General features: G+C 67.2%; 10 protein-coding genes and 1 riboswitch. Of the genes, 7 read left to right on the top strand and 3 right to left on the bottom strand.

The window, feature by feature from the left end; all coding sequences use genetic code 11:
* Window positions 1-312: 312 nt before the first annotated feature.
* Window positions 313-3,768: a chromosome segregation protein SMC gene (gene smc / locus BMX99_RS08820; RefSeq protein WP_093450223.1), complete on the bottom strand. Its 3,456-nt coding sequence runs from the start codon at window positions 3,766-3,768 to the stop codon at window positions 313-315.
* A 201-nt stretch (window positions 3,769-3,969) separates the two neighbouring features.
* Window positions 3,970-4,191, top strand: a riboswitch (cobalamin riboswitch).
* Window positions 4,192-4,228: 37 nt separating this feature from the next.
* On the opposite strand from smc, the gene BMX99_RS08815 reads away from it, so the two are divergent.
* Genes BMX99_RS08815 through BMX99_RS08805 form a run of 3 tightly spaced genes read left to right on the top strand, consistent with a single transcriptional unit; the run spans window position 4,229 to window position 5,585 of the window.
* On the top strand, window positions 4,229-4,411 hold the full coding sequence (locus BMX99_RS08815) for a CbtB domain-containing protein (protein WP_093450221.1): 183 nt from the start codon (window positions 4,229-4,231) through the stop codon (window positions 4,409-4,411).
* A gap of 17 nt (window positions 4,412-4,428) precedes the next feature.
* Window positions 4,429-5,106, top strand: coding sequence for a CbtA family protein (locus BMX99_RS08810; RefSeq protein ID WP_093450218.1), 678 nt, complete (start codon window positions 4,429-4,431; stop codon window positions 5,104-5,106).
* A complete protein-coding gene (locus BMX99_RS08805) occupies window positions 5,103-5,585 on the top strand; it encodes a hypothetical protein (RefSeq protein ID WP_093450216.1) in 483 nt (160 codons plus the stop codon). Before BMX99_RS08810 ends, BMX99_RS08805 begins: the two co-directional genes overlap by 4 nt.
* A gap of 82 nt (window positions 5,586-5,667) precedes the next feature.
* On the opposite strand, the gene BMX99_RS08800 is transcribed toward BMX99_RS08805, so the two are convergent.
* A complete protein-coding gene (locus BMX99_RS08800; RefSeq protein WP_170848688.1) occupies window positions 5,668-5,964 on the bottom strand; it encodes a DUF1636 family protein in 297 nt (98 codons plus the stop codon).
* A gap of 76 nt (window positions 5,965-6,040) precedes the next feature.
* Between BMX99_RS08800 and cobW the strand changes: the two genes are divergently transcribed.
* From cobW to BMX99_RS08780, 4 genes are all read left to right on the top strand, one after another.
* Window positions 6,041-7,135 carry a cobalamin biosynthesis protein CobW gene (cobW, locus tag BMX99_RS08795; RefSeq protein WP_093450212.1) on the top strand — a complete coding sequence of 365 codons (1,095 nt, stop codon included), beginning with the start codon at window positions 6,041-6,043 and terminating at the stop codon, window positions 7,133-7,135.
* Window positions 7,132-7,590, top strand: a complete 459-nt coding sequence (locus BMX99_RS08790) for a GNAT family N-acetyltransferase (RefSeq protein WP_093450209.1) — start codon at window positions 7,132-7,134, stop codon at window positions 7,588-7,590. The genes cobW and BMX99_RS08790 overlap by 4 nt, the downstream gene beginning before the upstream one ends.
* Before the next feature lie 119 nt (window positions 7,591-7,709).
* The gene (gene cobN / locus BMX99_RS08785) at window positions 7,710-11,477 is read left to right on the top strand and encodes a cobaltochelatase subunit CobN (protein WP_093450207.1); all 3,768 of its coding nucleotides are present in this window, start codon (window positions 7,710-7,712) and stop codon (window positions 11,475-11,477) included.
* 3 nt (window positions 11,478-11,480) lie between these two features.
* Window positions 11,481-12,209 (top strand): GNAT family N-acetyltransferase, encoded by a 729-nt coding sequence (locus BMX99_RS08780; protein ID WP_244525506.1) that lies wholly within the window; start codon window positions 11,481-11,483, stop codon window positions 12,207-12,209.
* Here the strand turns inward: BMX99_RS08780 and BMX99_RS08775 are convergent.
* A complete protein-coding gene (locus BMX99_RS08775; RefSeq protein WP_139199470.1) occupies window positions 12,178-12,558 on the bottom strand; it encodes a hypothetical protein in 381 nt (126 codons plus the stop codon). The genes BMX99_RS08780 and BMX99_RS08775 overlap by 32 nt on opposite strands.
* Window positions 12,559-12,590: the final 32 nt, after the last annotated feature.

Below are 12,590 nucleotides of genomic sequence, written 5' to 3'. Positions count from 1 at the left end.
TTCGGGGCCGCGCTTTACCGGATCTTAGGGTTTGTGGTAGAGTGTGAAGCAGCGATATTGATCACGTTCAGTGACATCACCAAAAAGGCCCGGCAGAGTTGCCGCTCTGCCGGGCCACTCTGTCCCGACCTATGGTTGGCCGGACCAGAGCTTGATGATCGCTATGACAACTGTTGCGGCTGCCAGAACCACCATCCACTTACGATATTTTTCTTCGTTCAGATGAATCACCTCCTTGCGCCGCGAAGTGTCACGGCGACGGCAGGCTAGGTCACAAACGATTAACCAAGGATTGAGACGCGCGGATCCGGCTCAGGCGACCAGCGCCTCGGCCTTCTTCAGATCGACCGAGACAAGTTGCGACACGCCCTGTTCCTGCATGGTCACGCCAAACAGGCGGTCCATCCGCGCCATGGTCACCGCGTGGTGCGTGATGATCAGGAACCGCGTGTCGGTACGGCGGCACATTTCGTCCAGCAGGTCGCAGAACCGGGTGACGTTGGCGTCGTCCAGTGGCGCGTCGACCTCGTCCAGCACGCAGATCGGCGCGGGCGTCACCAGGAAGACCGCAAAGATCAGCGCCAGCGCGGTCAGGGTCTGTTCCCCGCCCGACAGAAGCGACAACACCGACAGTTTCTTGCCCGGAGGCTGGCACATGATCTCCAGCCCCGCTTCCAGCGGGTCGTCGGATTCCACCAGCACAAGGTTCGCTTCGCCACCGCCAAAAAGATGCCGGAACAGCATGCCGAAGTTGCGGTTCACCTGCGCAAAGGCCGACAGCAGACGGTCGCGCCCTTCGCGGTTCAGCCCGGCAATGCCGCCGCGCAGGGTCGCGATCGCCTCGGTCAGGTCTTCCTTGTCGCGGATCAGGGTCAGATGTTCCCCCGCGACCTCTTTGGCATCCTCTTCCGCCCGCAGGTTCACCGCGCCAAGCGCATCGCGCTGACGCCGCAGACGGTTCAGGTCATTTTCGATCGCATCGGCGGGCGGCATGGCCGAAACTTCGACCCCGAGGCTGTCCAGAAGCTGCTTCGGCACCATCTCCTGCGCCTCGGCGATGCGTTCGGCGGCCCCTTCGACGGCCTCCTGCGCGGCGTCGACGCGGGCCTCGGCGCGGGCGCGGGCCTCTCGCGCGTCCGACGCAGCGCGCTCGGCATCCCGCTCGGCGGCAACGGCTTCGCGCAGGGTGCCTTCGGCCCCGGCCAGCGCGTCCGAGGCCGCGGCCCGACGGGCTTCGGCCTTGGCAATCGCTGTGCTCAGCTCTTCGCGCTTGGCGGCCAGGGCTTCGGGCACCTGCGCGGCCCCTTTCAGGGCCTCTTCGCTTTCGCCCCGGCGCTGGTCGATCTCGGCGATGCGCTTGTCGGCGGTCTCAAGCCGCAGCTTCCAGCCGCTGATTTCCTTGGTCACCTCCTGCGACCGGCGCACCCGGGCCTCGCCTTCGCGGCGCAATTCGTCATGGGCGGCGCGGCGGGACATCATGGTCACGCGCGCGGCCTCGACCGCCAGCTTGACCTCGTCCACGGTCAGGCGTGCCTGATCCAGATCGGGCAGATCGGCCAGGGCACGCTCGGCCTCTTTCAGCTGGGTCGAGGCGCTCAGCGCCTCTTCCTCGTAGCGGGCAACCGACAGGCCAAGGTTTTCCAACCGGCCCTCGGCCAGGGTCGCGTCGCCCTCGGCGCGGTTCAGCTTGCGCGTGGCATCGGCCACCAGCTGATCGGCCTGACGCCGGGCGGCGCGGGCGCGTTTGTCGGCGTCGGTCAGATCGGCCAGGCGTTTCGACAGCACCTCGTGCGCGGCGCGGGCCCCATCGGCCTGGGCGGTGGCGCGCTCCAGCTCCTGCTTCAGCTCTTCCAGCCGGTTCATCTGCTGCAACCGCATGGCCGCGGCCGAGGGCGCATCCTCGGCCCAGGCCCGGAACCCGTCCCAACGCCACAGGTCCCCTTCGATCGAAACCAGGCGCTGACCGGGCCGCAGCAGGGGCTGCAACCGCCCTGCATCTTCGGCGTCGATCAGCCCGACCTGGGTGATCCGCCGGGACAGGACGCCGGGCACGGTCACGACCTCGGTCAGGGGCATCGCGCCATCGGGCAGCGGCGCGGTTTCGGAATACTCGGGCAAGGCCACCCAGCCCGAGGGGCCGTCATCCGACACGATCGGCGCGCGCAGGTCGTCCGACAGCGCCGCGCCAAGCGCCTTTTCATAGCCCGAGGCAACCCGGACATCGTCCAGCACCTGCCCGCCTTCCGCCGCTTCGCGCTGCACCAGCCGGGCCAGCGCCGTGGTCTCGGCGCTCAGCGCGTTCATCTCGCCCTGGGCCGAGGACAGCGCGGCGCGGGCATCGGCCTCGCGCACCTGGGTTTCGGCCCGGGCGGCTTCGGCGGCGGCCAGGGTGTCTTCGGCGTTCACGGCGGTCTTCTGGGCGGTCTCAAGCTCCCCTTCCGCCTGGGCCCGATCCTCGGCGGCCTCCGACAGAACCGCGCGGGCCTGATCGACCGCATGGCGGGCCTTCTCGCCCTCGGATTCAATGCGGGTAACGTTGCGCAGGCTGTCGTCATACATCCGCTGCGCCGACTGGTGCCGCGCCGCAAGCCGCGCCACATCCTCGGTCAGGGACGACAGGTCATCCTCGCGCTGCGCCAGCACCGCCGCCGCCTGACGCGCGGTTTCGGCCAGTTCGGCCAGGCGCCCATCATGGCCGTCGCTGGCCTTCGCCAGTTCCTGCCGTTCCCAGTCCAGCCGGTCGATGGTCTCGCCCGCGTCGCGGTTCAGACCCTGTTCCCGTTCGCGGTCCTTGATCAACTGTTCGATCCGGGCCTTGAGCGTATTGATCGTCTCGATCGCGCGGGCCTCGTCCTCGGCCATGGCGTCGCGTTCGACCTGAAGCCTTTGCAGGATGGCGCTGGCGACGGCCTCTTCCTCGCGCTTCGGCGGCAGCGCCTCTTCGGTTGCGGCGCGCGCCTGGGCGGACTTCTTGGCATCCGCCTCGGCCTGACCGGCGGCGGCAACTTGCGCCTTCAGACCGTCCCGGGCGGCAGTGCGGGCGTCGTCGGCCTCTTTCCAGCGACGGTACAGCAACATGCCCTCGGCCCGGCGCAGATCGGCCCCGATGGCACGATAGCGCTGTGCCTGGCGGGCCTGCCGTTCCAGCGTGGCCAGCTGCTGGGCCAGCGTCTCGATCACGTCATCGACCCGGGCCAGGTTCTGTTCGGCACCCTTCAGCTTGAGCTCGGCCTCGTGCCGCCGCTGATACAGGCCCGAGATCCCCGCCGCCTCTTCCAAGATGCGCCGCCGCGCCTTGGGCTTGGCGTTGATCAGTTCAGAAATCTGCCCCTGCCGCACCAGCGCGGGCGACTGCGACCCGGTCGAGGCATCGGCGAACAGCATCTGCACGTCGCGCGCCCGGACGTCCTTGGAGTTCGCCTTGTAGGCCGACCCGACGTCGCGGGTGATCCGCCGCACGATGTCCAGCTGGTCACTGTCGTTGAACCCCGCCGGGGCCAACCGTTCGGAATTGTCCATGGTCAGGCAGACTTCGGCAAAGTTCCGCGCCGGCCGCGACGAGGCCCCGGCAAAGATCACATCCTCCATCCCGCCGCCGCGCATGGCCGTGGGACGGTTTTCGCCCATGACCCATCTCAGCGCTTCCAGCAGATTGGATTTGCCACAGCCGTTCGGCCCCACGACGCCCGTCAGGCCATCGTGAATCAGCAGCTCTGTCGGATCGACAAAGCTCTTGAATCCCGTCAGTCTGAGTTTAGAGAAGCGCACGTAGCAGGCCGCCTGATTCCAAGGTGATCTACCCAGAGTGATCCGCACCCTGCCCCGAGTCAACGCTGACCCGCAGGATATAGCGTGATCCCGCCAGTTACCCACAAGATATCGCACCCTGGGGATCGTTTCGGCCCGCTGCACAGGTGCATTTTCCTATGCTGCATCTGCATTTTCCCTTGACCTGACCGCCCGCCACAGCCGAAAAGATCCAGATACGGTTCCCCACATGGGCGCAAAGCGTCCGGGGATAATCGGGAATGCGGAATGGATGACCCACATCGGGGTCCACAGCCGCAGCCGCCCCCGCGACTGTAAAGCGGAGAGCGTGCCTGAAAGACGCCACTGGCCCCTGCGGGTCGGGAAGGCACAGGCCCGCGACGACCCGCCAGCCAGGAGACCGGCCGTGTGAAGCGAAACCCAAACCGCTGTCGGGGATGACGGCGAAGGAGCCAGACACATGACGACCCAAACCACCGCAAAGACCCTGGGCCAATCCGCCGTCCGCACCGAGATCGCCGCGATCTTCACCGTTGCGCTGATCGGCCTTGGCATTGTCTTCGTTGCCGGCCACGCCCAGGCGTCGGCCCTGCATGACGCCGCACATGACGTGCGTCACGCCACCGGCTTCCCCTGCCACTGAGACCCTGACCCAGTCAGATGTTCCAGAAATTGCTGACCAGCGCGTTGTTCGCTGGATTCGTGGCGGGCCTCGCGGCCGCCGCGCTTCAACTCGTGTTCGTGCAACCGACCCTGCTGCGGTCTGAACTGTTCGAATCCGGGGCGCTTGTTCATTTCGGTTCCGGGTCCACCCCGGTGCCTGACATGCCCTTTGCCATCGACCCCGTGCGCGATGCGCTGTCGGTGCTGTTCTCGGCGCTGATCTACAGCGGCTATGGCATGATGCTGGTGGCGCTGATGGCGCTGGCCCAGGCACGCGGCGCGCAGATCAACGCCCGGACCGGGCTGATCTGGGGGATCGCGGGCTTTGTCGCCGTGCAGTTCGCCCCGGCGTTCTCTCTCCCGCCCGAGCTTCCCGGCAATGCCGCGGCCGAGGTCGGCGCGCGCCAGGTCTGGTGGTTCGCCACCCTCGCAGTCACGGCCGCGGGCCTGTGGCTGCTGGCCTTCGGCAAAGGCTGGGTGCCTGTCGCCACCGCCGTTGTGCTGATCCTGGCCCCGCATGCCTTCGGCGCGCCGGAACACGCCGATTATGTCGGCCCCGTGCCGCCAGAGCTTGCCGGGCTGTTCGCCGCGCGCGCCCTTGGCGTCGGCCTGATGGCCTGGGCTATCCTTGGCACGCTTGCCGGCTACATCTGGTCGCGGGAGGAGCCGGCATGAAGGCCAACCTTGCCCTTCTGATCATCGGGCTATTCTTCGGCACCGGTGCGGGGTTCCTTGTGGGCCAGCAGGTCGACGCCCCCGAGGGCCATTCCCACGACCACGCCGCCCATGGCGAGGCGCACGATGACGCAGGCCCCATGGCGCATGACCACGGCATGCTGATCGAAGGCCCCGCGGCCTCGGTCAGCGTTGCGGTCACGCCCGATGGCCCCGGCGCGATCAACCTGCGCGTCCTTCCCGAAGGCATGCGCTTTGCGCCCGGGTCGGTGAACGGTGAACATGTGCCCGGCGAAGGCCACGCCCATGTCTACGTCAACGGCGTGAAAGAGGCGCGGATCTACGGCGAATGGATCCACCTGTCGGGTCTTGAATCCGGCCCCGCCACCCTGCGCGTCACCCTGAACGTGAACAGCCACGAACAGCTGGCCAATAACGGTCAGCCTGTGGAGGTCACGCAGGACATCACGATCCCATGACGGATCGCGCCACCGGCATTTGCCCGATCAGACCCGCGACGGATCTCCCCTCGGGGATCCGTCCGATCAGACCCGCGACGGATCACACCGCAGGGATCCGTCCGATCAGACAATGCCTGAGAACCGGCAGCCCGGTGGCATCCCCGATGCGCCCCTTCGGGGCCGCGTGGTACAGATCCAGAAAGTCGCCTGCCTCTCGGGCGGCCTTCGCGCTGACGGGGCCGAACAGATACGCCTCTCGCCCCGGCTCGCGCACCGCCATCACGGGGGCCGAGGCACAGACGTTCATGCAGCCCGTCAGCCGCACCTCCGCCCCGGTGGCTTCGACAGCTGCGGCCAGATCCGCCCCGCCGTCGCAATTCGCACAGACAAAGATCAAGACGCCGCCCCTTTTCCAGATCCCCCTACGCTGATAGGCCCTTCACAGCCATCACCGCAACCGCAAGAGGCCCCCGATGCCCGCCAAGATCCCTGCCACTGTCGTCACCGGTTTCCTCGGCGCCGGGAAAACCACCCTGATCCGCCACATGCTGCAGAATGCAAACGGCAAACGGATCGCGCTGATCATCAACGAATTCGGCGACCTCGGCGTCGACGGCGACATCCTGCGCGGCTGCGGCGACGAGACCTGCCGCGAAGAAGACATCATGGAACTGTCGAACGGCTGCATCTGCTGCACCGTCGCCGATGATTTCATCCCGACGATGGAAAAGCTGCTGGACCGCGACGACGCCCCCGATCACATCGTGATCGAGACTTCGGGCCTGGCCCTGCCCCAGCCGCTGGTGCGCGCCTTCAACTGGCCCGGCATCTCCACCCGCGTCACCGTCGACGGCGTGGTCACGGTGGTGGACGGCCCGGCCCATCACGCCGGCACCTTCGCGCATGACGTGGCGGCCGTGGACGCGCAGCGCGCGCAGGACGACAACCTGGACCACGAAACGCCCCTGTCGGAGCTGTTCGAAGATCAGCTGGCCTGCGCCGACATGATCGTGGTGAACAAATCCGACCTGATGGACAGCACCGCCCTGGACGCCACGACCAAGACCCTGACCGAGGCCTCGCGCCCCGGTGTCCGCGTCGTCCAGGCCTCCATGGGGGCGCTGCCCACCTCTGTCCTGCTGGGGCTCGAGACGGCGGCGGAATCCGACATGGAGGCCCGCCACGAGGTGCACCACCATCATCACCACGATGACGACGAAGACCACGAAGACGGGGATCACCACCACGATCATGAACACGAACACGGCCATGACGAGTTCGAATCTTTCGTCGTCACCCGGGGCGAGATCACCGATGCCAAGGCCTTTGCCGATCATGTCGTTTCGGTCATCCGCGCCCATGGCATCCTGCGCCTCAAGGGCTTCGCCGCCGTTCAGGGCAAGCCGATGCGCCTGACGCTTCAGGCCGTGGGCCCCCGCATCGACACCTATTTCGACGCCCCCTTCGGCGCTGCCCTTCGCGAAACCCGCCTTGTGGTGATCGGCCAGGCCGGGCTGGACCGCCCCGCGATCGAAAAGGCCCTGACCGAAGACACCGTGGCCGCATGATCATCGTCGAACCTGGCAACCCGCTAGAGCCCCCGGCCTCGGACCTGCTGGACGCCAGCCAGGCCCTGATGCGCCGCCTCTTCAACCCCGAGGAAAACCATTTCCTCAGCCACGATGCCCTGGCCCAGCCCGACGTGCGCTTCTTCATCGCGCGCGACGGGTCCGAGGTCCTGGGCACGGCGGCGCTGAAGCTCTGCGGCGACTACGCCGAAATCAAGTCCTTCTTCGTCACCGACGCCGCCCGCGGACGTGGCATCGGCGCGGCCCTGCTGCGCCAGATCGAGGACACCGCCCGAACCGAAGGCGTGACCGACCTGAAACTGGAAACCGCCGAATTGCTCGACGCCGCCTGCCGCCTTTATGAACGCCACGGCTTTGCCCGCCGCGGCCCCTTCGGCGCCTACGCGGAAAACGGCACCTCGGTCTTCATGGAGAAAACCCTGCCCCCAGTTTGAGGACCAGATCTGAGAACCGGATCTGATAGCCAATTCTGATCCCCAGACCTGCCCCTCTTTGGTTTTCCCCAAATATCCTCGCCGAAGGCACGCGCCCCAAGGCGCGTCAGGAGACCCCCATGCACCTTCTCGCTGCCACGCCCGGACGGATCGACGACGACGAAGCGGTCGACCTGAACCAGACGCCCGCCGACCTGGTGGTGATCTCTGCCGCCGACACCGAACTGGCCGCCCTCAGCCATGCCCGGTCGGTCATGGACGCCCCGCCCGACATGCGGCTGGCCAATCTGACCAACCTGCAGCACCCGATGTCGGTGGACCTGCACCTCGATCAGACGGCAACAAAGTCGAAACTGGTGGTGGCGCGGATCCTCGGCGGTGCGGCCTATTGGAAATACGGGCTGGAACAATACGCCGCCCGCCTGCGCGAAGTCGGGGTGCCCTTCGCCGCCCTGCCGGGCGACGACAAACCCGACGCCGACCTGCGTGCGCTCTCCACCGTTGACGAAGACGACTACACCGCGCTCTGGCAGGCGCTGGTCGAAGGCGGGCCGGACAATGCCACCACCTTCCTCGCCCAGGCGCGTGCGATGATCGCGGGCACCGACCGCCCCGCCCCCGCACGCCCCCTGCTCAAGGCCGGGCTCTACTGGCCCGGTCAGACGGATCCCGACCTCTCCACCCTGCGCAGCGCCTGGACGCCCGATGCCCCCACGGTGCCCATTGTCTTCTACCGCGCGCTCCTGCAGGCCGGTGACCTCGGCCCCGTCAACCGCCTGACGAAAACCCTGCTGCGCGCCGGCCTCAACCCGCTGCCGCTGTTTGTCTCCTCGCTCAAGGACCCGGTCTCGGCCGCCACGCTCGACCACCTGTTCACTGAGACGCGCCCCGAACTGATCCTGAACCTCACCAGCTTCGCCGTCGGCTCCCCACATGGTGACGACAGCGCCTCGAACCCTCTGACCGCGGCTTCCGCCAACCAAAGCCCGGTCTTCCAGGTTGTCCTCTCGGCCACCTCCGAGGACACATGGTCCGAAACCCTCACCGGCCTCTCCGCCCGCGACATCGCCATGAACGTGGCTCTGCCCGAGGTCGATGGCCGCATCCTGTCGCGCGCCGTGGCCTTCAAGGGCGAGGTCTACTTCGACGAGGCCACCCAATGCCCGATCGCCGGCTGGCAGACCCGTGGCGACCGCATCGACTTTGTCACCCGCCTCGCCGCCAATTGGACACGCCTGCGCCGCACCGCGCCTGCCGAGCGTCGCGCCGCGATCATCCTCGCGAACTACCCCAATAAGGACGGCCGCCTGGCCAATGGCGTCGGCCTCGACACGCCCGCCGCCACCGTGCATGCCCTGCACCTCTTGCGCGACGCGGGCTACAGCGTCGAAAACGCCCCCTCCGACAGTGCCGCGCTGATGGCGGAAATCACCTCCGGCCCCACCAATTACCTCACCGACCGCGCGGATCGTCAGGGTGGCACTTTCCTGCCCCATTCCACCTATCTCGACCACTTCAACGCCCTGCCCTGGGACGTGAAGGAAAAGATCACCACCCAATGGGGCGCGCCCGAAGATGACCCCTTCCTGACGGAGATCCCCGGCGATGATCCCTCGATCATCTTGCCCGAAATACTCCCGCCGGAGGCCCCGGCCCCCACGACGCGCAAGGGCTTCAAGCTCTCGCTGCATCCCCACGGCAATGTCATGGTCGGCGTCCAGCCCGCCCGCGGCTACAACATCGACCCGGAAGAGACCTACCACTCCCCCGATCTCGTTCCGCCGCACAATTACCTCGCCTTCTACATCGCCCTGCGCGAAGTCTGGGGCGCCCACGCGCTGATCCACATGGGCAAGCACGGCAACCTCGAATGGCTGCCCGGCAAGGCCATCGCCCTGTCGGAAACCTGTATCCCCGAGGCCGTCCTTGGCCCCGTGCCGCATATCTACCCCTTCATCGTCAACGACCCAGGCGAAGGCACCCAGGCCAAGCGCCGGGCGCAGGCGGTGATCATCGACCACCTGACGCCGCCACTGACCCGCGCCGAAAGCTATGGCCCCCTGCGCGATCTCGAAGCACTGGTGGACGAATATTACGAGGCCGCCGGCGTCGATCCCCGCCGCATCACCCATCTGCGCAAGGAAATCCTGTCGCTGACGCAGGCGACCGGTGTTGATCAGGATGCGGGCTTCACCGGTGATGCCGACACCGACCTTGCCAAACTTGACGCCTGGCTCTGCGAGCTGAAAGAGGCGCAGATCCGCGACGGCCTCCATATCTTCGGCCAATCGCCCCAGGGCCGGCTGTTCCGCGACCTGCTGATCGCCCTCACCCGGATCCCGCGCGGCGATGGCAAGGGCAAGGACGCCTCCCTCCCCCGCGCGCTGGCCGCCGATCTGGGCCTGGATTTCGACCCGCTCGATTGCGACATGTCCGCCCCCTGGACCGGGCTCAAACCCGATGCCCTGGCCCAGGTCTCAACCGATCCCTGGCGGAGCCATGGCGATACGGTCGAACGGCTGGAAGAACTGGCCATCTCCCTGCTCGACGCCCCGCAGGGCGAGACGGGTCTGATAGGACCGGCGAGCAGCGCAGTCCTGTCCGAAATCCACGACCATATCGCCCCGACCCTGGCCAACTGCGGCCCCGACGAAGGCGCGGGCCTTCTCACCGCCCTTGCAGGGCACTTCGTCGCCCCGGCACCTAGCGGTGCGCCGACCCGTGGCCGCCTTGACACTCTGCCCACGGGACGCAACTTTTTCAGCGTCGACAGCCGGGCCGTGCCCACCCCGACCGCGTGGAAACTGGGCTGGAAATCCGCCAACATGCTGATCGACCGCCACCTTCAAGACCACGGCGATTATCCCCGCACCCTGCTGCTGACCGCCTGGGGCACCGCCAACATGCGCACCGGCGGCGACGATATCGCCCAGGCCTTGGCCCTGATGGGCGTGAAGCCAACCTGGGACAGCGCCAACCGCCGCGTGACCGGGTTCGAGATCATCCCCGAAGGCGTCCTTGGCCGACCCCGCGTCGACGTCACGCTGCGCATCTCGGGCTTTTTCCGCGATGCCTTCCCCCAGCTGATCGCGCTGTTCGACAGCGCCGCCCGCGCCGTCCAGGCGTTGGAGGAATCCGAAGACCAGAACCCCGCCGCCGCCCGCATCCGCGCGGGCGAGGCCGCGCATCGCATCTACGGCTCTAAACCCGGGGCCTATGGCGCGGGCCTTCAGGCGATGATCGACGAACGGCTCTGGTCCGACCCCGCCGATCTGGGCCGCGCCTACCTGACCTGGGGCTCCTACGCCTATGGGGCCAAGACCGAGGGCGAGGCCGACCGCGCAGGCCTGGAACAACGCCTGTCCCAGACCGAAGCCATCGTCCAGAACCAGGACAACCGCGAACACGACCTGCTGGACAGCGACGACTACTATCAATTCGAAGGCGGGGCCTCGGCCGCGATCCAGCATCTTCAGGGTCAGGCGCGCCCGATCTATCACAACGACCATTCCCGCCCCGAACGTCCCGTGATCCGCACCCTGGACGAAGAAATCGCCCGCGTGCTGCGGTCCCGCGTGGTGAATCCCAAGTGGATCGAAGGGATCAAGCGTCACGGCTACAAGGGCGCGTTCGAGATCGCCGCGACGGTCGATTACCTTTTCGCCTTCTCGGCCACGACGGGCGCGGTAAAGAACCACCACTTCGACATGGTGGAACAGGCCTTCCTGGAAGACGAGGACACCCGTGCCTTCATCGCCGATGCCAACCCCGCCGCCTTGGCGGAGATCGCCGATCGCCTGCAAGAGGCCATCGACCGCGGCCTCTGGTCCCCGCGTTCAAATTCCGCGCGCGCCCGGATCGAAGACCTGCGGGCGGGCAAGGGCTAACCCATGGTCGCGCCCTCATGCATACCCCCTGTTCAGCGCCTTGGGCCCGACGACGACCTGGCCCCGGTTCTGGCCCTGCTGCGTTCAGCTTTTGCCTATATGGAGGGGCGGATCGACCCGCCCTCGTCCATGACCCGCATCGGGCTGGACGAACTTCGCGCCGAGGCCGCGCAGAAGGAGCTCTGGGTCATCCCGGCCTTGCCCTCTGAGCCCGCAACTGCCCCTGGCGTCCTGTCGGCCTTTGACACAGCCTCTGCAATGGGTTCACTCGCCGACGCTGTGCCTTCCAAAGGTCCAACCCTGCCGCAGACCACCGACACCGACACCGACACCGACACCGACACCGACACCGACACCGACACCGACACCGGGGTCGCGCGGCCGGCCTCTGTCGGCAACCCAATTGCACCACGCGCCTGCGTGATCCTGACCCCGGCCCCCGATCACCTTTATGTCGGCAAGCTTGCCGTTGCAGACGGGTCCCGGGGCCAGGGCCTTGCCCGGATCCTCATCGACCTTGCGGACCACCGCGCCCGCGCCCTCGCCCTGCCCGAACTCCGCCTTCAGGTCCGGGTCGAGCTGACGGGAAACCAGGCCGCCTTCACCCGAATGGGCTTTCGCGAAATCGGGCGCACCACGCACGCCGGCTATGCCCGCCCAACCTCGATCACCTATGCCGGCACCGTCGATCCATCGGCCCCTACGGACAGTCCCGCACAACCGGAAGCCTGAAGCCGCGACGCCCCTTCAGCACCGCGTCGACCTTGCAGGACGGATGCGGTGCACCGCAGGACAGCCGCGCAACCAGAACCGCCGCATCCCCCGCCATTTCGGTCACGCGACAGCCCGTGCCCTGTTGCATGGCGATCGCCGCCCGCCCGGCCAGCGGCCCGATCCTAGGCGCGAACTGGCGGGTGATGCGCACCGCCTGTGCCTGATCCCCGCTGCGATAGACCTTGAAGCGGCTGCCCTCGACCGCGTGGTCGCTGACAACAGCCCCGCGAAACCCCGAGGTCGGAGCCGCACAACCAGCCAGCAGAAGGAACAGACACAGACGCCACATCCCCTCACTTAATCCCATCAGGGTTAACAAACCCTGAACCCAGAACATAG

The sequence above is a fragment of the Pseudooceanicola nitratireducens genome, from assembly GCF_900109195.1.
Taxonomy (GTDB): Bacteria; Pseudomonadota; Alphaproteobacteria; order Rhodobacterales; family Rhodobacteraceae; genus Pseudooceanicola; species Pseudooceanicola nitratireducens.
The sequence above is the reverse complement of the archived record's forward strand: the minus strand, read 5'-3'. Positions and strand labels throughout refer to the sequence as shown.

What these genes read in the sequence shown, in the direction of transcription:
- BMX99_RS08815 (WP_093450221.1), top strand. Translation starts at nt 4,229, where the DNA reads ATGACGACCCAAACCACCGCAAAGACCCTGGGCCAATCCGCCGTCCGC.
- BMX99_RS08810 (WP_093450218.1), top strand. Translation starts at nt 4,429, where the DNA reads ATGTTCCAGAAATTGCTGACCAGCGCGTTGTTCGCTGGATTCGTGGCG.
- BMX99_RS08805 (WP_093450216.1), top strand. Translation starts at nt 5,103, where the DNA reads ATGAAGGCCAACCTTGCCCTTCTGATCATCGGGCTATTCTTCGGCACC.
- cobW (WP_093450212.1), top strand. Translation starts at nt 6,041, where the DNA reads ATGCCCGCCAAGATCCCTGCCACTGTCGTCACCGGTTTCCTCGGCGCC.
- BMX99_RS08790 (WP_093450209.1), top strand. Translation starts at nt 7,132, where the DNA reads ATGATCATCGTCGAACCTGGCAACCCGCTAGAGCCCCCGGCCTCGGAC.
- cobN (WP_093450207.1), top strand. Translation starts at nt 7,710, where the DNA reads ATGCACCTTCTCGCTGCCACGCCCGGACGGATCGACGACGACGAAGCG.
- BMX99_RS08780 (WP_244525506.1), top strand. Translation starts at nt 11,481, where the DNA reads ATGGTCGCGCCCTCATGCATACCCCCTGTTCAGCGCCTTGGGCCCGAC.
- BMX99_RS08775 (WP_139199470.1), bottom strand. Translation starts at nt 12,558, where the DNA reads ATGGGATTAAGTGAGGGGATGTGGCGTCTGTGTCTGTTCCTTCTGCTG.